The following is a 21808-nucleotide window of genomic DNA, read 5'->3' on the forward strand; positions in this document are numbered from 1 at the left end:
CGGGCTGACGTGGCAGAGTGAATGGCTACAAAGGGGGACAAAAGCCATGATCAATACACAAAAGCCCACGCTGCTCGCCGAGCGGTCACGGCATCCGGGGTGAGCTGACATGAACGGAAGCCTGCAGTTCATCGGCAACGCGACCACCCTGATCCGCTACAACGGCTTCACGCTGCTGACGGATCCCAACTTCCTGCACAAGGGCCAGCGGGCGTACCTGGGCTACGGCATGACCTCGCGCCGCCTCAAGGACCCGGCCGTCGAGTTCGAGGACCTGCCGACGCTCGACGCGGTGGTGCTGTCCCACATGCACGGCGACCACTGGGACCGGGTGGCGCAGCGGCACCTGGACAAGGACGTTCCCGTCATCACGACCACCGCGGCCGCCGGCCGGCTGCGCCGCCGCGGCTTCCACGGCGGCGTGGGGCTGCGGGAATGGCACCAGCACGAGCTGCGCGGGCCAGGCGGCACGGTCAAGATCACCGCGCTGCCCGGCAAGCACGCGCCCGGCGTGGCCGAGGCGCTGATGCCGCCGGTGATCGGCACGATGCTGGAGTTCTGCAACCAGGACGAACGCGTGGAGCTGCGCCTCCACATCAGCGGCGACACCCTGCTCGACCGCCGCCTGGACTCGATCCCGCGCCGTTTTCCCGACATCGACCTGGCCATCGTGCACCTGGGCGGCACCAGGCTGTTCGGCACGCTGCTCACGATGGACGGCGAGCAGGGGGCCGCGTGGGTGGACCTGATCAACCCGCACACGGTCGTACCGGTGCACTTCGACGACTACGAGGTCTTCAGCTCACCGCTCGACGACTTCCGCCACCACATCGAGCAGGCGGGGCTGGCGGACCGGGTCGTGTACCTGGAGCGGGGCGAAATCCGCGAACTGGCGCCACACCACCTCATACGCCGCTGACGCTCACCGAGACCCGCCGTGGACGTCGAGCGACAGGCCGGTGAGCTCGTCCGCCACCTGCCGCTCCTTCCGCCAGCCGAGCACCGGCAGGAACGCCGGCGGCTCGGCGCCCTCCGGGAGGAGCAGGAATCCTCGCTCCACGTCGAGCCTGTGCATCAGGAACCGGACTTGGAGCTCCATGGGCCGCCGGGACCAGCCGCAGAGCCTGATCAGGCACGCGGGACCGTCCGGCGACGGCCGCGCGAAGTCACGGAGCGACCCCGTCCCGGCGTCGCCGGTGATCAAGTGCCCGCACAGGAGCATGACGATGAAGGCGCCGGGCTGCCGGGTCGGATTCCACTCCTTCCGCTCCCGCGATGGCGGCGGCGGCCTCAGGCCCTGGGGCAGGTGCCAGAGGCTGCTCGCGGCGGTTCCGGGCAGCGCCAGGTCCCGGCGGAACCGGGCCAGCGCCCCGGCCATGACCGGCTCGGGGTAGTTCCAGGGCTCAGCGCGGTGGGTGGCGGCGAAGACCGTCTCGGCGCAGGCGAGGAAGTGCTCGTCGGCGATGGGGCTCTGGTCGATCCTGTCGATTCCGGCCGGGCCCATGGCGTCACGTGTCCGATCGGGCCTTGCTGGGCTGGACACGCTTGGGCTCCCCCGGCATCTTCGGGTAGTTGGGCGGGTACGGCATGTCGCCGCGCCCGTCCTCGGCGTACAGATCGAGGAGGGGCTGGATGGAGTACGCCTGGTCGTCGATGGCCGCGTGCACGTCGCCCACCTTGGCGAAGCGGGCGGGCACCGTGCGGATGTCGAAGTCGCGCGGGTCGGCGTCCGCGAGCTCGTCCCAGGTGAGCGGGGCCGAGACGGGCGCGTGCGGCTTGGCCCTGATCGAGTACGCGCTGGCCACCGTGCGGTCCCTGGCGTTCTGGTTGAAGTCGATGAACACCCGGTCCCCGCGCTCCTCCTTCCACCAGGCCGTCGTCACCAGGCCGGGATCGCGCTCCTCGACCGCCCTGGCCAGGGCGATGCCCGCGTGGCGTACCTGGATGAAGTCCCAGCGCGGCTCGATGCGCACGGCGATGTGGGCGCCGCGGTTGCCCGAGGTCTTCACGAACCCGGTCAGGCCGAACTCCGCCAGAACGTCCCGAGTCAGGAACGCGGCCCTGCGGGCGGCGTCGAACTCCAGGCCCGGCTGCGGGTCCAGGTCGATGCGCAGCTCGTCGGGGTGCTCGACATCGGCGGCGCGCACCTGCCAGGGGTGGAAGTCGATGGTGCCGAGGTTGGCGCCGTAGGCGATGGCCGCCACCTCGGTGACCCGCAGCGACTCCGCCGTACGGCCGCTCGGGAACGTCACCGTCACGGATTCGAGCCAGTCGGGGTGCTTGGGCGGCATCCGCTTCTGGTAGATCGCCTCGGTCTGCACACCGTCGGGGTGGCGCTTCAGGTTGGTGGGCCGGTCCTTGAGCGCCCGCAGCGCCCCCTCGCCGACGCTCACGTAGTATTCGACCAGTTCCCGCTTGGTGGCGCCGATCTCAGGAAAGTAGATCTTGTCGGGATTGGTGACCTTGACGGTCCGATCCCCCACCTCGAGCTCTATGTACGGCGATGCCATGCCACCGAACCTACTCCCTGACGTCAAGCGGGGTGGGCCCGCCCCGGAGCCGCCTCGGTGGCGGGACCGGGGGCTCGACGGGACGGGCCGCCAAGATCGCCCGAAGGCCGTTCCGGGCGCTGGCGCGCCACCCGGCCGGCCGTCAGGACCCCCAGCGGCGCCAGCACGGGCGTGGGCTGTGCCGCTAAGAGGGATCCGCGGACGATCTCACCCCTTGGCAGGAGGCGATGACACCCCCTTGGTGACAAAGACGCAAATTGGCCCTAGAAAGGATGCTTCACCCTGCGGAGATCTCTTTTTGCCGGATCTCGTACTCTTGGCGTATGGACAAGGTGGTCAAGAGCGAGGCCGAGTGGCGGACCGAACTTTCCCGTGAGGAGTTCCACGTCCTCAGGGAAGCCGGGACCGAGCGCCCGTTCACGGGGGAGTACGTCGACACCAAGACCGAAGGGGTCTACTCGTGCCGCGCCTGCGGCGCCGAACTGTTCCGGTCCGACACGAAGTTCGAGTCGCACTGCGGGTGGCCGAGCTTCTTCGAGCCGTCCGGCTCCGACGCGGTCACGTTGATCGAGGACCGCGCCCATGGCATGGTCCGTACCGAGGTGCGGTGCGCCCGGTGCGACTCGCATCTGGGGCACGTGTTCCACGGCGAGGGCTACGCGACGCCAACGGATGATCGTTACTGCATCAACTCGATCTCCTTGCGCCTCGAACCCAAACCGTGATCGACTAGCGACACGGCGTACCGATCGCTCACGGCGGGTAGGAGTGGCGTGTGCGCTTTGTCCATCTTCGCCACCGCTGGGTGACGATCGAGACCATCGGGCGCGTCTACACGCAACGGTGCGAAGTGTGCGCCAAGACGCGGGTCCGGATCCGTTGATCAGTCCGGCGCGGGATGAGTGACACGACAGGTACGGTCGGCGGGGCCGAGGATGTTGGCGAGCACCGGATTCCCGTTCCCGCCAAACTCCGCCTGGACGAACACCACCGGATCGCGCACTCCGCGAAGGCGCAGATATTCCAGGCCGCGTTCGCATAGTGCGAGGGCGGTCGTGGAGTTGTCCGCGCTTTCCGGTAGATCCGTATAAATGCGCAAATAGCCGCCGACCGTGCGGATGTCCTTGAGGCGTTTCAACGCCTTGTCGTCCGTGGTCCAGTGCGTACGGAAATACTGCGCCGCCTGCTGATCGGTATGCCGCGAAGGCCCATCGGCCTTGTACCCTTCCCCGTCCTCCGCGCCAGGGCCGCCCGCCGGCGATTCCTCGGGAGCGGCCCCCTCGATCGACCCTGCGGACGCGGATGGCGCCGGCCTGGGCAGTTGACGCGCCCTGGCCTCGGCACCGGCCGTGGTCTCCCGCCCGGACAGCTCGGACGACCCGCCGATCCGGTGCTCGACCAACTCCGGCCCCGCCGCCACCTGCGAAGACCTGACCGGAGTCCCGATCGAGGCCGCGTACAGCACGACCGCCCCACCGGCCAGCACCAGCACCCCGGCGACCAGCGGCCTCGTCCCTCTCCGACGCCGCACCCGCCTCGTACGCCCCACCGCATGACGGCCGCCCGCGCGCCGCCGATGATGTCCGGTCTCGCCCACCTCGCCCCCTTGGAACGCGTCACGCGATTTCCTGATTGTGACAAAGCGGGTAGATCAATTCAGTTGGATCGCCAACCAGGTCTTGCTCTTTCTTGATCTTTTTGAGCAGACTGCTCACGCGTCCATGGACGAGATCCTGAAATGTCGGAACTTACGAAAAACGTTCGGCGACCTCGTAGCCGTCGACGAGGAGTATTCGGGCGACATGAAACGCCGTCTCAACATCGGCGTCGGCCTTCTGCACCGCCCGCCCCCGCTGATCCTCGACGAGCCCACCGCCGGCGTCGACCCGCAGAGCCGCAACGCCATCCTGGAGAGCGTCGCCGCGCTGACCGGCGAGGGCGTCGCCGTGCTCTACACCACGCACTACATGGAGGAGGCCGAGCGCCTCTGCGACCGCATCGGCATCATCGACCTGGGCCGCATCAGGGCCGAGGGCACCCGCAGGGAGCTGGTGGGCCTGGTGGGCGAGCTACGCAGGGCCTGATCATCATGATCGGCTCGGGCCTGCTGCTCGCCCTGGGCCTGGGCGCGATCGGCGGCGCCATGGTGCCGCTCGACGTGTTCTCCGCCACGATGCGGCAGATCGCGCACGTCACCCCGCACGCCTGGGCCCTGGACGGCTTCACCGAACTGCTGCGCGGGGACGGCACGATCGCCACCATCCTGCCGCAGCTCGGCATGTTGACGGCGTACGCGGCCGCCTTCTTCACCTGGGCGCCTGGCGCCTCCACGCCGCCCTCACCCGCTAGGGCAGGGCGGCGACGAGCTCCTGCACCGGCTTGCGGGCCCCGGTGTAGAACGGGATCTCGATCCGGGTGTGCCGGCGAGCCTGAGCCCCCCGCAGCGTGCGCATCAGGTCGACGATCCGGTGCAGCTCATCGGCCTCGAACGCCAGCATCCACTCGTAGTCGTTGAGCGAGAAGCACGCCACGGTGTTGGCCCGCACATCGGGATAGTCACGCGCCATCTTCCCGTGCTCGGCCAGCATCGCCCGGCGCTCGGAGTCCTCCAGCAGGTACCACTCCAGCGAGCGGACGAACGGATAGACGCTCACATAGGCCCGCGGCTCCTCCTCGGCGAGGAAGGCCGGAATGTGCGACTTGTTGAACTCGGCCGGCCGGTGCAACGCCATCGCCGACCACACGGGCCTGCTGTGCCGCCCCAGCGTGGTGCGACGGAACCTGGAGTAGACGTCCTGCAGGTCCTCGGCCGTGGGCGCGTGCCACCAGAACATGAAGTCGGCGTCGGCCCTGAACCCGGCCACGTCGTAGACCCCCCTGGTCACGACGTCCTTGCCGGCCGCCTGGTCGATCAGCTCCTGCACCTCCGCGGCCAGTTCGTCGCGGTTGCTGGGACACGGCTCGGTCGCCTGGAACACCGACCACATCGTGTAACGGATCACCTGGTTGAGATCGCGGGCCTTCGGCCGCGGAGCGCCCTCTGTCATGTTCTCTATTCTCCTCGCAGGTTGAGGTGCTCCAGAATCCGGGCGGCGGCCGTACGGGCGGTGCCGACGCACGCGGGAATCCCGATGCCGTCGTAGGCCGCGCCGCACACGGCGAGCCCCGGCTGCACGGCCACGGCGGCGCGGACCCTGGCCACCCGGTCGAGGTGGCCCACGTTGTACTGCGGCAGCCCGCCGCCCCAGCGCGTGACCCGGGTGTCGACCGGCAGGCCGCGCACGCCCATCACGTCGCCCATCTCGGCCATCGCCAGCGACACCAGCTCGGCGTCGTCGCGCTGCAGCAGGTGCTCCTCGCCGACGCGGCCGATCGAGCAGCGCAGGATCACCAGGTCCTTCGCCAGGTGCGGCCACTTCACCGAGCTGAACGTGACCGCCTTGACCGGCCGTTTCTCCACGGGCGGCACGAGATAACCGCTGGCCGCGGGCGGTTCGGGGAAGGCGTCGGCCGGGTAGGCCAGCGTGACCACGGCCATGCTCGCGTATTCGATCCTGGCCAGCTCGCTCGCCGCCTTGGGCGCCTCGGCCTTGAGCAGCCTGCTCGCGGCGGGCCCCGGCGTGGCCACGATCACCGCGTCCGCCTCGACGGCCTCGGGTCTCGGCACGGGGCCGGTGACGAGCCGCCAGCCCTGCTCGGTCCTGTGCAGTTCGCGTACGGTGACGCCGGTCCTGACGTCGGCCTCCGACGCCTTGGCGACCGCCTCGGCCAGGCTGCCGACGCCGTTGCGCAGCGAGGTGAAGACCGGGCCCGCGTCCTTCGGCGCCTCCTCGACGAGCTGCCGTGCGGCGCTGAGCAGCGAACGCTCGGACCGGGCCACGGCCGCCACGCGCGGCATCGTGGCCTCCAGCGACAACATGTCGGACCGGCCCGCGTAGACCCCGCCGAGCAGCGGTTCGACCAGCCGCTCGACGACCTCGGCGCCCATCCTGGCGCGGATGTACGCGGCCACGGACACGTCGGTGCGCACGAGGGTGGCCGGCAGAATCTGGTCGAGCGGCACGCGCAGCAGGCCGCCGGGCGAGACGATGCCCGACCTGGCCAGCTCGGTCAGGTCGGCGGGCACGCCCATGACCTGGCTCTTCGGCAGGTAGCGCAGCGCGCCCCTGGTGTAGATCGCCGAGCGGAGGGTGCCGGGGAAGACCAGGTCATCGCCCAGGCCGACCGCCCTGGCCAGCTCCTTGCCCTCGGGCCGCCTGGCCAGCATGGACTCCGCGCCCGCGTCGACGCTCACCCCGGCGACCTCCGAGGCGTACAGCTTGCCGCCGATTCGCGGGGAGCCTTCGAGCACCGTCACCCTGACCCGCTCGCCCGCGCCCTGACGGAGATACCACGCGGCGGCGAGACCGGCGATCCCCCCGCCCACGACGACCACGTGGGCCCGATTCCCTTCCACGCCTCCAGACGCTACCGCCTCAACGGCTCGGTCAGCCGCGTGGGGCCGCGTGACCGTACCGTAATTCCCTTGTTCAAACCGGGCTTCTCCGGGGTCCGTCTTATGAACATGAGGAGAATCCGGTACGGCATCGCTCTCTCGTCGGCCTGCGTGGCCGTGTTCCTGGCCGGCTGCGGGGGCGGTGGGGGGACGCAGAGCGCCGCGGGTGAATCCGCCGGGTCCCCCGTACGCGCGCCCGCCATGGCCGACTCCGCCGGTCCGGCACCGGCCGCCGACCAGGAGACGTCCAGCCGGAGCGGGGAGGTGCGGCAGAAGCAGCCGCAGTCCGCCAGCGGCGTCGTCTCCGACGTCAAGGTGACCCAGCAGGAGCGCCAGGTCATCTACACCGGCAGCATGACCGTGCGGGCCGAGCAGGTCGGCACCGCCGTCCAGCAGGCCAAGCAGATCGTGACCACGGCCGGGGGCTACCTGTCCAAGGAGGAGACCAGCTCGGCCAGCGACACCGAGGACTCCGCGCTGCTGGAGTTCAAGGTCCCACCGGCGAAGTACGCGGAGGTGGCCGGGCGGCTCGGCAAGGACCTGGGCAGGCAACTGTCGATGAACCAGGGCACCCAGGACGTCACCCTGCAGGTGGCCGACGTCGAGAGCCGGCTGAAGTCGGCGCGGGAGTCCCTGGAGTCGCTGCGTACGCTGCTGAAGAAGGCCGACACGATCGGCCAGGTGCTGCAGGTGGAGCGGGAGATCTCCGCGCGCGAGTCGGACCTGGAGTCGCTGCAGGCACAGCAGAAGGAGCTGGCGACGCAGGTCTCCATGGCCACGCTGACCCTCCGGCTGGTCGGCCCGGTGACCGTTGTGGAAGACCCGGCCGAGGAGCCGGCGGGCTTCCTCGGGGGGTTGAAGGCGGGCTGGGAGTCTCTGGTCGCCTTCACGAAGACGGCACTCACGGTGATCGGCGCGGTCCTGCCGTGGCTGGTCGTCTCACTGCCCATGATCGCCGTAGTGGTCTACCTGGTACGCCGTGACCGCCCCCGGCGCCCCGCACCCCCGCCCACGGACCCGGAGACCATCTGACCCGCCCTTCCGCCGTACTTTGGAGAGCGGAGCGCAAGAGCGGCCGAGCGGGTCCGAGGTCAGGTCGCAGGGGTGTGTTCGTGGATCAGGTCGGTGAGGCGCTTGAGCTGGTCGGGGTCGGTCGCGGGGAGGACGCCGTGGCCCAGGTTGAAGACGTGGCCCTCGGCCGCCTCGCCCCGCCGGAGGATGTCGCGGGCCTTGCGTTCGACGACCTCCCACGGCGCCAGCAGCAGCGCCGGGTCCAGGTTGCCCTGCAGGGCCTTCCCCGGCCCGACCCGGCGGGAGGCCTCGTCGAGCGGGACGCGCCAGTCGACGCCCACCACGTCGGCCCCGGCCTCCCCCAGCACCCCGAGCAGTTCGCCGGTGCCCACGCCGAAGTGGATGCGGGGCACCCCGGCGACGCCCTCGAAGATGCGGCGGGTGTGCGGCAGGATGAACTCGCGGTAGTCGTCCGGCGCCACCGCGCCCACCCAGGAGTCGAAGAGCTGGACGGCGGAGGCGCCGGCCGCGATCTGGATGCGCAGGTGTTCGAGGACGATGCCGGACAGCCGCTCCATGAGGGCGTGCCACAGCTCCGGAGCCCCGTACATCATGGCCTTGGTGCGGTCGTGGTTCTTGGACGGGCCGCCCTCGATCAGGTAGGAGCCCAGCGTGAAGGGCGCCCCGGCGAAACCGATCAGGGGCGTGCCGCCCAGTTCGCCGGTGAGGGCCTGGATGGCCTCGGTGACGTAGGGGACGTCGTCCGGTTCGAGGGGCCGGAGCGCCTCGATGCCCTGGGCGTCGCGGATCGGGTCGGCCACGACGGGGCCGACGCCCGGCTTGATGTCGAGGTCGATGCCGATGGCCTTGAGGGGGACCACGATGTCGCTGAAGAAGATGGCCGCGTCGACGCCGTAACGGCGGACCGGCTGCAGGGTGATCTCGACGATCAGGTCGGGCGTGGCGCACGCGGTGAGCATCGGCACACCCTCGCGGACCTTGAGGTATTCCGGCAGCGACCGCCCGGCCTGGCGCATGTACCAGACAGGTGTGTGGGGGACGGGCTGGCGGCGGCAGGCACGCAGGAACGCTGAGTCGGCGAGGTTCACCCCACCAGGGTGCCATGCACGGGGGCCGGTCATGACACCGGAGCGTACGGCGGCGAGGTGTCGGAAAAACATGCATTGGACACCCCAAATCATGATCAGATAGCCAGATGAAGGTTTACCGGTCTGCTCGGCATCGGCGTCGCACACGGGTCGAACACACCCCATGCCCGACCAGAGAGCCGGTCTCGACTGGGCCAAATGTTCGCCAAGCCACCGCGCGGCATCGATTCAGGAACCACTTTCGGGACACGCCGAGCGCGTTGCGGGGAATTGTCAGCGGCTCGTGCCAACGTCGGAGCCACGACCCGAAGAAAGGCCCCGGTTCGATGACTCGTGTGTGGACCCCAGAGCTCCGCGATCTGCGCTGTCCTTCCTGCGCCGGTGAGCGGCCGTTCGAGCAGCCGCCCTGCCTTGACGGGCACGAGCCGGGCGAGTGCCCCGAGTGGGGCTGTGTCGTGTGCGGTCACGCGATCGTTCTCGGCACCGCCGAGTCCACCCGCCCGGTTCGCCAGCTGGTAACGGCAGCGGCTTGATCACGAAGGATGAGCACCCCCGTGGTCCCCTTCCGCCCTTCTCCGACCTACGCTTCGGCTATGACACTCGGTGACCGGCCGCCACCTCCCGCCGCGTTCACGCGCGCGGCGGAGAGCCTGCGGCTGTCCGAGGTCAGGCCGGAGATCGAGCTTGAGGATCTGCCCGCGCCGCAACGGCTGGCCCCTTACTCGGCCGCCATCGGCGCGTCGGTCTACCGCGAGGACGAAGAGCTCGCGGTCGGCCGGCTGATCCTGCTCTACGACCCCGACGGCCAGCGCGGATGGGACGGCCCGTTCCGGCTGGTGGCCTACGTCAGGGCCGACATGGAGCCGGAGATCACCTCCGACCCGCTGCTCGGCCCCGTCGCCTGGAGCTGGCTGACCGAGGCTCTGGAGGCCCATCAAGCCGACTACTCCGCCGCTGGCGGTACGGTGACAAGAGCCGTGTCCGAGGGTTTCGGTAACAAGGCCGACGATCCGGTCACGACCGAGCTAGAGCTGCGGGCTTCCTGGTCACCCGCGCAGGAGGATCTGTCCGGCCATGTCGCCGCCTGGTGCGACCTCATGTGCCTGGCGGCGGGGATCCCGCCGCTCCCGCCGGACGTGGCCGCCCTGCCCCGCCGACGCGATGATCCGGAGAGTGACCGAACGAAGTGAGGGCACCAGTCAATACGGCACCAGCGTCATGAGGTCGGTGAACTCATGACAGAAGAACGCACAGTCGAGCCACTGCTCGAGCCGCGCGAGGGCATTCCGGCAGTCGTCGCCGACGCCGGCGGGCTGGCCGAGGTCGTGGCGCGGTTCGCCGCGGGCACCGGTCCCGTCGCGGTCGACGCCGAGCGCGCCTCGGGCTATCGCTATGGCAACCGTGCCTACCTGGTCCAGCTCCGCCGGGCCGGGGCGGGCAGCGCGCTGATCGACCCGGTCGGCTGCCCCGACCTGTCCGCGCTCGACGAGGCCGTGGCCGCCGCCGAGATCGTGCTGCACGCCGCCTCCCAGGACCTGCCGTGCCTGATGGAGGTGGGGTTCAAGCCGCGCGAGATGTTCGACACCGAGCTGGCCGGGCGGCTGCTCGGCTACGAGCGGGTCGGGCTCGGCACGATGGTCGAGACCGTGCTCGGGCTGCGGCTGGAGAAGGGCCACTCGGCGGCCGACTGGTCCACCAGGCCGCTGCCGGAAGACTGGCTGCGTTACGCGGCGCTCGACGTGGAGGTGCTGGTCGAGCTGCGCGACGTGCTCCACCAGGAGCTGACGGAGAGCGGGAAGCTGGAGTGGGCGCGCGAGGAGTTCGCCGCCGTGCTCAACACCCCGCCGCCGGCGCCCCGGTCGGATCCGTGGCGGCGCACGTCGGGCATTCACAAGGTACGCAACGTGCGCGCCCTCGCCATCGTGCGCGAGCTGTGGACCATGCGCGACCGGATCGCCCGCGAGGCCGATCTGGCGCCGGGCCGGGTGCTGCCGGACGCGGCGATCGTCACCGCCGCGCTGGAAGGGCCTCGTACCAAGAAGGCATTGACCGAAATTTCGGCATTCACCGGGCGAAGCGCGCGCCGGCACATGAGCGACTGGCTCGCCGCCGTGGCCAGGGCCCGCGCCCTGCCGGAGAGCCAGCTTCCCACGCCCAGCACGCCGGGCGACGGGCCGCCGCCGCCCAACCGCTGGGCCGACCGCGACCCGGCCGCCGCCAAACGGCTGGCCGCGGCGCGCGCCGTGGTGGCCGCGCTGGCCGACGAGCACCACATGCCCACGGAAAACCTGCTGCAGCCCGACGCCGTACGCAGGCTGACCTGGGAGCCGCCCGCCGAGATCAGCGACGAGAGCGTGACCGCCAGGTTGCGGGAGCTCGGCGCCCGCGAGTGGCAGCTCACGCTCAGCGCCCAGCCCATCGCCAAGGCCCTGGCGCGGCTGGAGACACGCGGCGAGCGCTGAGCAGGCGCTCCCCATCGATCACCAAAGGTGAGAAACCGGGGCCGACCGGGAAGGTTCCCGGTCGTCACCCGGCGGCCACCTGAGGCTTTCACTACTTGACGCCTTCGGTGGCCCGGCCGTACGGTTCGGGAAAGCGCTTTCCGCGTGTTGTCCTGAAGGGATCCTTATGAGCGTGCGCACCATCGGCGTCGTGATGAACGGCGTCACCGGACGGATGGGCTACCGCCAGCACCTGGTCCGGTCCGTCCTGGCCATCAACGAGCAGGGCGGCGTCACGCTCTCGGACGGCGACAGGGTCAAGCTCAGGCCGGTGCTGGTCGGCCGAAATGCCGACAAACTTGCAGATATCGCTACGAAGCATGGAATTTCGGATTTCACCACCGACCTGGACGCGGCCCTCGCCTCCGACGACAACCTGATCTACTTCGACGCCCAGGTCACCAGCGCCCGCGTCAAGGCCGTGCTGAAGGCCATCGAGGCGGGCAAGCACATCTACGCCGAGAAGCCGACGGCCGAGTCGACGCAGGAGGCCATCGCGCTGGCCGAGGCCGCCACGGCCAAGGGCGTCAAGAACGGCGTCGTGCAGGACAAGCTCTTCCTCCCGGGCCTGCTCAAGCTGAAGCGGCTGATCGACGGCGGGTTCTTCGGCCGGATCCTGTCGGTGCGGGGCGAGTTCGGCTACTGGGTGTTCGAGGGCGACTGGCAGGAGGCGCAGCGCCCGTCGTGGAACTACCGGGCCGAGGACGGCGGCGGCATCGTGCTCGACATGTTCCCGCACTGGCACTACGTGATGGAGAACCTGTTCGGCCGCATCCAGTCCGTCTACGCCCAGGCCGTGACGCACGTGCCCGCCCGGGTGGACGAGCAGGGGAACACGTACCAGGCAACCGCGGACGACGCCGCGTACGGGATCTTCGAGCTTGAGGGCGGCATCGTCGCCCAGATCAACTCCTCCTGGACCGTTCGCGTGAACCGGGACGAGCTGGTCGAGTTCCAGGTGGACGGCACGCACGGCAGCGCCGTGGCGGGCCTGCGCAACTGCCGCGTCCAGCACCGCTCCGCCACCCCCAAGCCCGTCTGGAACCCCGACCTGCCCGCCACGGCGCGTTTCCGCGACGGCTGGCAGGAGGTGCCGGACAACGCCGAGTTCGACAACGGGTTCAAGATCCAGTGGGAGGCGTTCGTCCGGCACGTGGTGGAGGACGCGCCGTTCCCGAACGACTTCGCCTCGGGCGCCCGTGGCGTGCAGCTCGCCGAACTGGGCCTGCGCTCGAACGCCGAGGGCCGCCGGATCGAGGTGCCGCAGCTGTGAGGATCGACCTTCCCGGCTTCGGCGCGTACCCGCTGCGCCCGCCGTCGGCCTGGCCGGTGGTCGAGACGGCGGCCACCAGCCGCATCGTGTACGCCGCCGCCCACGTGGTGGCCGACCCGCTCGGCGACAACACCCCCGGCTCCCCCGCCGCCGTGGACTGGGACGCCACGCTGCGCTTCCGCCGTCACCTGTGGTCGCACGGCCTGCGCGTCGCGGACGCCATGGACACCGCCCAGCGCAACATGGGCCTGGACTGGGCGGCCACCAAGGAGCTCATCCGGCGCAGCGCGGCTGAGGCCCGCTCGTACGGCGACCCGGCCACGCTGGTCGCCTGCGGCGCGGGCACCGACCACGCCCCCGGCGCGAGCGACCTCGGCACGATCACGGCCGCGTACGCCGAGCAGATCGAGACCGTGCAGGAGGCCGGCGCCGGTGTGATCGTCATGGCCTCTCGCCAGCTCGCCCGGGTCGCGTCGGGCCCGCAGGACTACCACCAGGTGTACGGCAAGCTGTTCGGCCTGGCCGGCCGCCCGGTGATCCTGCACTGGCTGGGCGAGATGTTCGACCCGCAACTGGCCGGCTACTGGGGCTCGCGGGACGTGGCGGCGGCGACCGAGTCGTTCCTGGAGCTGATCCACGCCCACGCTCCGATGGTGGACGGCGTGAAGGTCTCGCTGCTGGACGAGGAGCACGAGATCGGGCTGCGCGCGGCCCTGCCCGAGGGCGTCAAGCTGTACACGGGCGACGACTTCAACTACCCGTCGCTGATCAAGTCGGGCTCGCACGCGCTGCTGGGCATCTTCGACGCCATCGCCCCGGCGGCGGCCGCGGCGCTCCAGGTGCTGGACGCGGCCGAGGCCGCCTGTGACGAGGCGGGCCGTGAGCGGCTGCTGGCCCAGTACGACGAGATCTTCGCCCCGACGGTCGCCCTGTCGCGCAAGATCTTCGAGACCCCGACGTACAACTACAAGACCGGCATCGTCTTCCTGGCCTGGCTGAACGGTCACCAGGACGCGTTCGCCATGGTGAACGGCGCCCAGTCGGCGCGCTCGCTGGTGCACCTGGCGGAGGTGTTCCGGCTGGCCGACCAGGCCGGGCTGCTGGCCGACCAGGAGCTGGCCGTACGCCGCATGAAGGCCCTGCTGGCGGTGAACGGGCTATGAGTCTGTCGCTGAACCAGTGGACGACCAGGCGCTGGTCCGTGGCCGAGGCCGTGGACGGGTGCGTGCGGCACGGCCTCGAAGCGGTCGGGCTGTGGCGGGAGAAGGTCGCCGAGCAGGGGCTCGCGGAGAGCGTCAAGCTCGTACGCGCGGCCGGGCTGCGGGTGTCGTCGTTGTGCCGTGGCGGCTTCCTCACGGCGGGCGGGCTGCCCGGCGAGGAGGGCCGCGCGGCCTTCGCCAAGGCGCTGGAGGACAACCGGCGGGCCATCGACGAGGCGGTCGAGCTCGAAGCGGCCTGCCTGGTGATGGTGGTCGGCGGCCTGCCCGGGGTCAAGCCCGGCGAGGCGCTGCCGGACGGCTTCTCCCGTGACCTCGCCGGCGCGCGGGAGCGGGTGGCGGAGGCGCTGGCTGAGCTGGCGCCGTACGCCGGGGAACGCGGCGTCAAGCTGGCCCTGGAGCCGCTGCACCCGATCTACTGCCCCGACCGCGCGGTCCTGTCCACGCTGGGCCAGGCGCTCGAACTGAGCCTGCCGTACCCGGAGGAGCAGGTCGGCGTGGTGGTCGACACCTTCCACGTGTGGTGGGATCCGAGGCTGGCCGAGGACGTCGCGCGGGCGGGCCGCAGGATCGCCTCCTACCAGGTGTGCGACTATCTGCATCCGCTGCCGGCGGACGTGCTGCTCGGGCGGGGCATGATGGGCGACGGCGTGATCGACTTCCGGCCGATCACCCGGGCCGTCCAGGCGGCCGGATACTCCGGTGACGTCGAGGTGGAGATCTTCAACGCCGACATCTGGGCCGCCGACCCCGACGAGGTGGTGGCCACGATGAAGGCCCGCTACGAGGACGTGGTCCTGCCGTGACCTCTGGGGGCGGCGCCCCTTCCGGGGGCCGCCCCTCCGTCACGGCAGTTCGACCGTGCCCGCCGCGCCGTTGACGGTGATCTCCTGGCCCGAGGTGATGCGGTGGGTGGCGTCGGGCACGCCGACAACGGCCGGGATGCCGTACTCCCTGGCCACCACCGCGCCGTGCGACATCGCACCGCCCATCTCCATGACCAGGCCGCCCGCCGTCAGGAACAGCGGGGTCCAGCCGGGGTCCGTCGAGGGGCAGACCAGGATCTCGCCGGGCTCCAGGTGGGCGCCGACCGGGTCGAGCACCACCCTGGCCACTCCCGTGACCGTGCCCGCCGAGGCGGCCGTGCCGGTCAGCGCGCCGTCCGTGGCGCTCTCGCCCAGGGTCTCTGGCTCGGTGCCGTCGGAGAGCAGGACCCGGGGCACGTGCCGGCGCCGCCGCTCCCGCTGGTACGCCTCGCGTCTCCGAGCCACCGAATCCCGCAGGTCACCGCCGCCGCCCAGTGCCGCCCTGACCTCGCGGAGGTCCAGGTAGAACACGTCTCCGGCCGAGTCCAGCACGCCCCGGTCCACCAGGTGCTCGCCGACCACGAGCAGGCTCCGCCGGATCGACGCGAGTGTCTTGACCAGGTAGAACTTGGGCAGCTCACGCAGCCCGGCGTACATGCGCGTACGTCCCAGCCCGAACCGCACCACGCCGCCCCGCCACCGGCCCCGCCGCCGCGCCCGCGCCGCCAGGTCCGCGATCGTGGCGCGCGCCTCCTCGTCCCCCTTGGCGAACAGCTCCGAGGGCGCGAGGCCGCCGTCCATCCGCAGGTAGTTGGCCAGCACGCCGAGGATGTGCGCCGGCTCCTCCGACCATCGCGGCACGCCCAGGTCGATCTCGGCGACGCCACGGTGGCCGTATTTGCCCATGAAGGCCGTGATCTCCCGCTGGGCGACGGGCGGCAGCCGTTCCTCCTGGTAGAGGCGGACCAGCTCGGGCACCGGCAGGTCCCTGAACGGCTCCGGCTCGATGCGGGTGGACAGCTCCCACAGTTCGAGGTCCATCTCCGTGGTCGGGTTGTGCGGGACACTGCGCAGGACGTCGCCCATCTCGTTCAGCGGCACGCCGGACAGCTTCGAGGCCAGCGCGAACAGGCCGTACCCGGTGATCACGATCGGCATGATCGAGAGGATCACCGGAAAGGTGCCGTACAGCATGCGCTCGGCGTGGTCCAGGCGCTGCGCCGGGGTCACCGAGGCGGGCAGCGTCAGCCTCCGGTCGAGCTCCTCACCGATCCGGGCCGTGTACGCCAGGGCGGCGCGCGGCCTCGTCAGCGCCATCAGCACGCGAGAGGGAAGGTGGAGCCGGCGGGCGAACCGCCCGAAGCCGCGCAGGAAGGGGCGGCGCGAGGTGTGCGCCAAGGTCAGCCGGGGGTCCTCGAACAGCCGCTCCACGATGGTCACGGCGCGGGCCTCGCCGAGCGTCAGCGCGCGCGGGAGGACGGCGCGGCCGGGCCGGCTGCGTACGGCGGTGGTGATGTCGAGCCACATCCGCTCCCCCGACACCGCCAGGAAGGGCGCGCCGTCGCGGGGGTCGGCGGGACCATGCCCGGCCAGCCGCGCGCCGCCCGCGCTGATCAGCCGGAACGCCGCCACCCCCATCGGCGTGAGCGGCCCCATGACGCCCTGGGCCACGTTGACGGAGAAGAAGACCCGCAGCCCCGGCCTGGTCGTCTCGGGCAGCGGGTAGAGCGTGGTGATCGGCCTGGCCTGCGTGAGCCAGAGCCGGCCGGCCCCGTCGACGGCCCACTCGGTGTCCTGCGGCGCGCCGTAGTGGTCCTCGACGCGAGCGCCGAGCGCGGCCAGCTCGCGCACCTGGTCGTCGGTCAGGCAGAGCGCGTCGTCGGTGGTTTCGACCCGTTCGGTGCCGCCGCCGGGCAGGGAGCGGATGACCAGCCGTTTGTCGCCCGCCTGCCGTTCGACGACCTCGCCGCCGCGCACGACGAACCGGTCGGGGTTGACCGCGCCGGAGACGACCGCCTCGCCGAGCCCGGGACTGGCGTCGATGACGGCCTCGCGCCGCCGCCCCGTCACCGGGTTGGCGGTGAACATCACGCCCGCCACCCGCGCGTCCACCATGACCTGCACGACCACCGCGAGCCGCACGGCGGCGTGGTCGATGCCGTTGGACTCGCGGTAGGCGACGGCGCGGTCGGTCCAGAGCGAGGCCCAGCAGCGGCGTACGGCGTCCACCACCGCTTCGGCGCCGACCACGTTGAGGAACGTGTCCTGCTGCCCGGCGAAGCTGGCGAACGGCAGGTCCTCCGCCGTGGCGGAGGACCGCACCGCCACGGGCACGTCGTCGCCGAGCGCGGCGTAGGACTTCACGATCGTCTCGTGTACGGCGGCCGGCACCGGCGTCTCCAGCAGGTGCCGCCTGGCCCGCTCGGCGAGCCCGTCGCCGGAGGTCTCAAGGCCCTCGGCGACCTGCCGGTACGCCTCCGTGGTCAGCACCCAGCCGGGCGGTACGGGCAGCCCGGCCCTGGTCAGCTCGCCGAGGTTGGCGGCCTTGCCACCTGCCTCGGCGAGCGCCCCTGCGTCGATCTCGGAGAAATCCATGGCCGTCTTCATCGAATGAGCTCCCGCCGTTCAGCGTCCTGTCATCCAGTGTTACGCCTGCCGGGCGGAAATTCAACATGTGATGAATCACGTGTCGAGGGGCATACCGTCCAGATCCCAGGCCGGATCCACGGCGACACCCAGCGCGGCCAGCGCCGTCGGCGCCACGTCCACCAGCCGGGGCCCGGCGAGCGCCCGGCCGCCGAGGTCCGCGCCGAGCCGGTGCACGATCACGAACACCGTGCGCTCCTCGTCCGAGGTGCCGCCATGGCCGCCCTCGTCCACGTGACCGTGGTCGGTGGTGACGATCACGGTCCAGCGCTCTTCCCGGTACGAGGGCCGCGCCCGTACGGCGTCGAGCAGGCGGCCCAGGTAGGCGTCCTGGGCCTGGAGGGCGGCGGTGTACTCGGCGCAGTGGGGGCCGAGGTCGTGGGCCACCTCGTCGGTGTCGCCCAGGTAGACGAACACGGCGCCGGGGTCGCCGGCCGCCAGGTGCCGCTCGGCGGCCTCGGTGACCTGCTTGTCGGCGGCGGCCCAGCCGACGGTGTAGCCGTCGAGGACGAACCGGTGGTCGATCGCCGGGCCGAACGCGCCATGCTCGGCGAGAGACGCCCATGAGAAGAAGGCGGCGGTGGTCAGGTCGGGCCGGGCATGCTTCGCACGCGACAAGAAGTCCGGAAATTTCTGGAACTGGGCGGCGGCGAAACCGTTGTCCACGACGCCGTGTTTGTCGGGCCAGGCCCCGGTGGCGATGGACGACCAGCCGGGTCCGGAGTCCGTACGAGACTTGATCACCCGGCCGCCGTCGCCCGGCTCCGGGGTCTTGGGGACGATCTCACCAGGGGATTCCGTACGCGGTGTACCGGCTTCGCCGTAGGGGAGTTTGCTGGTGCCGTACGCGCCGGCGGACATCAGCCCGGCCAGGACGGGCGCCTCCAGGGCGATGAGCCGGTCGAACCGGAGGCCGTCCATGCCGACGACCAGCACCTTACTTGTGGATGCGGACATCCCCCCATCTAAGCGGCGAAGCGCCGCACCCAGTCCGCCGCCCCCGGCAGAATCTCCTCGACGGGAGCGACCTGCGGATACCACGTGCGCTCCCACTCCAGCGACACCCAGCCGTCGTAGCCGGCCGCGCGCAGCAGCTCGCCCGCCTCCTCCAGCGGCACGGACCCCGTGCCCATCGGGACCGGCGTGGTGTCCTGGGCCGAGACGGCGTCCTTGACCTGCACATACGTCAGGTGCGGGCCCAGCGCGGCCAGCGAGCGCTCCGGCGACTCGCCGTGCCGCCACGGGTGCAGCAGGTCCCAGATCGCGCCGGTGGTCTCCGGGCGGTCCGCCTCGGTGAGCAGGCCGGCCACGGCGGCGCAGGTGGCCATGCTGTCGTGGGTCTCGACCAGCACGCGGCGGCCGAGGTCGCCGGCCGGGCCGGAGATCGCCTTGAGTCTGCGGGCGCCGACGGCCGGATCGTCGCCGCGCGGGAACACCCGTACGCCGGGAGCGCCGAGGTCGGCGGCGAGGCGCAGGTCGGCGAGGAGCGCCTCGATGACCGGCTCGTCCGGCCCGGGCTCACAGATGCCGACATATCCGGCAAGCGCGGAAATTTCGAGACCGGCCTGCTCCACCCGCTCCCGCACCGACCTCCGCTCCTCCGGCCCGAGCCCGGCGTGCACCCCGGTGTCGGGATGCAGGCGCAGCTCCAGCCCCTGACAGCCGTGCCCGGCCGCGATCTCGATCGCCCGGTCGAGCCCCTCACCGGGCATCCCCAAGGTACTGACCGCCAGCTTCACGCCATCCTCCGAACGCTCTCCCGCAACACGACCGACGCCACGCTTCCCCGCGCCACGACCCCCACCACGACCCGCGTCACGGCCGACGACATAACTCGCGTCACGGCCGACGTCACGGCCGGCGTCACGACCGGCGCCGCAACTCGCGTCACGTCATTCTCCGGACGCTCGCGCGCAGCACGACCTCGCCCGCGACCTGTTCGACGACGATCGCGCCGTCCTCGTTGAGCGCCAGCTCCAGCGCCCGCGCCCCCATGTCCTTGAGCGGCAGCCGCACGGTCGTCAGCGCGGGCACATGATCCCGAAGCGTCACGATGTCGTCGAACCCCGCCACGGAAACGTCCTCGGGCACCCGGACCCCGCGCTCCCGGTACGCCGCCAGCGCCCCCACCGCCATCACGTCGTTGACCGCGAACACGCAGCTCGCGTCCCCGACCTGCTGAGCCGCGGCATATCCGCCATCGCGGTCGAACGGCCCATGGATCACCTGCGGCGCGGGCAGCCCGAGATCGCGCAGCGCACCGGAGAACCCGGCGCACCGATCGGCCGCCGTCACCAGGTGCGGCGGCCCGGCCAGCACCGCGAACCGCGTGTGCCCGAGCCCGGCCAGCTCCCTGGCCAGCTCCGCCGCGCCCTGCCGGTTGGCGGGCGCGACGGTGTCGACGCCGAGCAGGTCCTGTCCCACGCAGGCCGCCCGCCCGCCGCCCGCCTGGTAGCGGGCCAGTTCGTCACGCAGGCGGCCGGTGACGGCCGGGTCGGCGACGCGCGAGCCGACCAGCAGCACCGCCCGCACGCGCTGCGCGTGCAGCGTGGCGACGTAGGCGATCTCCTGCTCGGGATCGCGATGCGTGGTGCCCACCATGACCAGCAGGCCCTCGGTGGCCGCCGCCCGCATCGCCCCGTCGGCCAGGGCCGCGAAATAGGGGTCGGTCAGGTCGTGGACGACGATGCCGATGACGTTGCTCGCCCCGCGGGCCAGCGTCTGCGCGGCGATGTTGGCGCGGTAGCCGAGCTCGTCCGCAGCCTGCTCCACCCGCGCCCGAAGAGCCGCCCCCACCTGGCGGGTGCTCCCGTTGAGCACCCGCGAGGCGGTCGCCAGTGAGACGCCCGCCTGCTTGGCGACGTCTTCAAGCGTGACCACGAGACCTCCAGGGAAAGCGGTTTCCAAGTCTGCCAGAACGGCACCTGGATCCGCATCCTCGCACGTCTCAGGCCCACGGGAACAGGATGTCCAGCAGTCCCTTCTGCTCCTGGGTGGGCGTGGGGGCGGGCGCCTGGGTCGTGGCCGGAGGCTGCGTCACGGGCGACTCGGTCGACTGGTTGGACTGCGACTGCTTGTTCGTCGGCGTGTCGCTGTCCTGGCCGCCGCTGTCGGCCGTGTCGCTCATCGGGCTCTGCGCCGTGCGGGTGGGCTTACTCGTGGGCTTGGCGCTCGGCTGCTGGGCCCGCCGCGTCGGCTCGGGACGCTCCGACGGCTCACGGGTGGGCCGGGCGCGCTGCTGGGTCGCCGGGGGGTTTGCGGACTGGGTTTCGGACGGTTCTTCGCCGACCGAATCCGTGGGGTCCTCGGTGACCGGCTCCTCCTCCTCGACCGGCGCCTCTTCCGGCACCGCCGACTCGGACGGAGCGCTCACTTCACCCGCGCTGGCGCACTGGGCACCGGCGCAGGGGTCGTCGGAGGACGTACCGGTGAGTATCCAGCCGGCGCCCACGCCGACCAGCACCACCGCGGCCGCCGCGACGAGCAGCTTCCTGGTACGGCGGCGCACCTCGCGCTCGCCACCACCACGGCCGCCGTGCCCGCCACCCGAACCGCCCGACTCGTCGGTCCACCCCGAGCCGAGGAAACCACGCTTGGGCCGGTCGTCGTCGAGGTCGTCATTGAAGTCGTCACCGTCGCGCGACTCGTAGCTGCGGTCGATCGGCAGATAGGGATTGTCGTCGTCCGGCTGGAGCGACTCCACCCGGTGCGCGCCACTGTGCTCACCACTGTGCTCACCACGGGGCTCACGCAGAGGGTCGCCAAGCGGATCACTGAGGGGGTCGCCAAGGGGGTCGCGCAGCAGGTCCTGGGAGTCGCGCGCGTCACCGGAGGCGACGAGCGCGTCGTGCCCGGCACTCGAACCGCTCAAGACGTCGTGCCCACCGCCGGGACCGCTCAGCACATCGTGCGGCATGGGGTCGTCGAGCACGTCACGCACCGGGTCGATGCGCACCGGCTCGCCCTTGTCGAGCGGGAGGATGTAGGTCTCGTTGCCGACGACCTGAATGGCAGGCTGCTCGTCGGTGTCATCGGTGCTCCACCGCGGCGACAGCACGTCACCCGTGAGCTCCGGGTTTAACGACCTACCCTGCCCATCCTCGTATGGCCTGTCGTTCTCGTCGCGCGCCACGATGGAACCTCTCTGATACGAATTCTGACCGCGCCCTTTCTTAACAGACCCGACCACCACTTGTCCGGAAATTTCACATGTTTCCCTCAAACTACTCTACGTAACTTT

Annotated in this window: 20 protein-coding genes; 9 read left to right on the forward strand and 11 right to left on the reverse strand. The window is 71.1% G+C overall.

Going from position 1 to position 21808, the window contains the following annotated elements:
* The first annotated feature begins 109 nt into the window (after window positions 1-109).
* Complete coding sequence (locus C4V41_RS09160; protein WP_103955315.1) at window positions 110-919, forward strand: MBL fold metallo-hydrolase; 810 nt, start codon at window positions 110-112, stop codon at window positions 917-919.
* A 3-nt stretch (window positions 920-922) separates the two neighbouring features.
* Here the strand turns inward: C4V41_RS09160 and C4V41_RS09165 are convergent, their stop codons facing one another.
* A complete protein-coding gene (locus tag C4V41_RS09165; RefSeq protein ID WP_146103596.1) occupies window positions 923-1543 on the reverse strand; it encodes a hypothetical protein in 621 nt (206 codons plus the stop codon).
* On the reverse strand, window positions 1509-2510 hold the full coding sequence (ligD, locus tag C4V41_RS09170; RefSeq protein ID WP_103955317.1) for a non-homologous end-joining DNA ligase: 1002 nt from the start codon (window positions 2508-2510) through the stop codon (window positions 1509-1511). Before ligD ends, C4V41_RS09165 begins: the two co-directional genes overlap by 35 nt.
* 323 nt (window positions 2511-2833) lie before the next feature.
* Here ligD and msrB point away from each other — a divergent pair, with 323 nt between their 5' ends.
* Window positions 2834-3235 (forward strand): peptide-methionine (R)-S-oxide reductase MsrB, encoded by a 402-nt coding sequence (gene msrB, locus C4V41_RS09175; RefSeq protein ID WP_103955318.1) that lies wholly within the window; start codon window positions 2834-2836, stop codon window positions 3233-3235.
* A gap of 158 nt (window positions 3236-3393) precedes the next feature.
* Here the strand turns inward: msrB and C4V41_RS09180 are convergent, their stop codons facing one another.
* Window positions 3394-4002: a hypothetical protein gene (locus C4V41_RS09180; RefSeq protein WP_103955319.1), complete on the reverse strand. Its 609-nt coding sequence runs from the start codon at window positions 4000-4002 to the stop codon at window positions 3394-3396.
* A 310-nt stretch (window positions 4003-4312) separates the two neighbouring features.
* Between C4V41_RS09180 and C4V41_RS09185 the strand changes: the two genes are divergently transcribed.
* On the forward strand, window positions 4313-4594 hold the full coding sequence (locus tag C4V41_RS09185; protein ID WP_327536542.1) for an AAA family ATPase: 282 nt from the start codon (window positions 4313-4315) through the stop codon (window positions 4592-4594).
* A 261-nt stretch (window positions 4595-4855) separates the two neighbouring features.
* On the opposite strand, the gene hemQ is transcribed toward C4V41_RS09185, so the two are convergent.
* Together hemQ and hemG are read right to left on the reverse strand one after the other, a co-directional pair.
* Window positions 4856-5557, reverse strand: a complete 702-nt coding sequence (gene hemQ / locus C4V41_RS09190; protein WP_103955320.1) for a hydrogen peroxide-dependent heme synthase — start codon at window positions 5555-5557, stop codon at window positions 4856-4858.
* 5 nt (window positions 5558-5562) lie between these two features.
* A complete protein-coding gene (hemG, locus tag C4V41_RS09195) occupies window positions 5563-6966 on the reverse strand; it encodes a protoporphyrinogen oxidase (protein ID WP_103955321.1) in 1404 nt (467 codons plus the stop codon).
* Window positions 6967-7074: 108 nt separating this feature from the next.
* On the opposite strand from hemG, the gene C4V41_RS09200 reads away from it, so the two are divergent.
* A complete protein-coding gene (locus C4V41_RS09200) occupies window positions 7075-8037 on the forward strand; it encodes a DUF4349 domain-containing protein (protein WP_160150226.1) in 963 nt (320 codons plus the stop codon).
* A 59-nt stretch (window positions 8038-8096) separates the two neighbouring features.
* Here C4V41_RS09200 and hemE read toward each other — a convergent pair whose 3' ends face one another.
* Window positions 8097-9158 carry a uroporphyrinogen decarboxylase gene (gene hemE, locus C4V41_RS09205; protein WP_103955713.1) on the reverse strand — a complete coding sequence of 354 codons (1062 nt, stop codon included), beginning with the start codon at window positions 9156-9158 and terminating at the stop codon, window positions 8097-8099.
* Between the two features lie 560 nt (window positions 9159-9718).
* Between hemE and C4V41_RS09215 the strand changes: the two genes are divergently transcribed.
* The 5 genes from C4V41_RS09215 to C4V41_RS09235 all read left to right on the forward strand — a co-directional run bounded on the left by C4V41_RS09215 (window position 9719) and on the right by C4V41_RS09235 (window position 14922).
* A complete protein-coding gene (locus C4V41_RS09215; protein WP_103955324.1) occupies window positions 9719-10315 on the forward strand; it encodes a DUF3000 domain-containing protein in 597 nt (198 codons plus the stop codon).
* Between the two features lie 45 nt (window positions 10316-10360).
* Window positions 10361-11587, forward strand: a complete 1227-nt coding sequence (locus C4V41_RS09220) for an HRDC domain-containing protein (protein WP_103955325.1) — start codon at window positions 10361-10363, stop codon at window positions 11585-11587.
* Between the two features lie 166 nt (window positions 11588-11753).
* Window positions 11754-12899 carry a Gfo/Idh/MocA family protein gene (locus tag C4V41_RS09225; protein WP_103955326.1) on the forward strand — a complete coding sequence of 382 codons (1146 nt, stop codon included), beginning with the start codon at window positions 11754-11756 and terminating at the stop codon, window positions 12897-12899.
* Complete coding sequence (locus C4V41_RS09230) at window positions 12896-14062, forward strand: dihydrodipicolinate synthase family protein (RefSeq protein ID WP_103955327.1); 1167 nt, start codon at window positions 12896-12898, stop codon at window positions 14060-14062. The genes C4V41_RS09225 and C4V41_RS09230 overlap by 4 nt, the downstream gene beginning before the upstream one ends.
* Entirely contained in the window at window positions 14059-14922 is an 864-nt protein-coding gene (locus C4V41_RS09235; protein ID WP_103955328.1) for a sugar phosphate isomerase/epimerase family protein, read from the forward strand. The genes C4V41_RS09230 and C4V41_RS09235 overlap by 4 nt, the downstream gene beginning before the upstream one ends.
* A gap of 39 nt (window positions 14923-14961) precedes the next feature.
* Here the strand turns inward: C4V41_RS09235 and C4V41_RS09240 are convergent, their stop codons facing one another.
* From C4V41_RS09240 to C4V41_RS09260, 5 genes are all read right to left on the reverse strand, one after another.
* Window positions 14962-17517, reverse strand: a complete 2556-nt coding sequence (locus tag C4V41_RS09240; RefSeq protein ID WP_235029996.1) for a PEP/pyruvate-binding domain-containing protein — start codon at window positions 17515-17517, stop codon at window positions 14962-14964.
* Window positions 17518-17604: 87 nt separating this feature from the next.
* On the reverse strand, window positions 17605-18525 hold the full coding sequence (locus C4V41_RS09245; RefSeq protein WP_103955330.1) for an alkaline phosphatase family protein: 921 nt from the start codon (window positions 18523-18525) through the stop codon (window positions 17605-17607).
* A gap of 8 nt (window positions 18526-18533) precedes the next feature.
* Window positions 18534-19307 (reverse strand): sugar phosphate isomerase/epimerase family protein, encoded by a 774-nt coding sequence (locus C4V41_RS09250; RefSeq protein WP_103955331.1) that lies wholly within the window; start codon window positions 19305-19307, stop codon window positions 18534-18536.
* 148 nt (window positions 19308-19455) lie between these two features.
* The gene (locus C4V41_RS09255; protein WP_103955332.1) at window positions 19456-20448 is read right to left on the reverse strand and encodes a LacI family DNA-binding transcriptional regulator; all 993 of its coding nucleotides are present in this window, start codon (window positions 20446-20448) and stop codon (window positions 19456-19458) included.
* 67 nt (window positions 20449-20515) lie between these two features.
* A complete protein-coding gene (locus tag C4V41_RS09260) occupies window positions 20516-21625 on the reverse strand; it encodes a hypothetical protein (protein ID WP_103955333.1) in 1110 nt (369 codons plus the stop codon).
* Between the last annotated feature and the right edge of the window lie 183 nt (window positions 21626-21808).

It is taken from the genome of Nonomuraea solani, from assembly GCF_900108335.1.
GTDB classification, from domain to species: Bacteria; Actinomycetota; Actinomycetes; order Streptosporangiales; family Streptosporangiaceae; genus Nonomuraea; species Nonomuraea solani.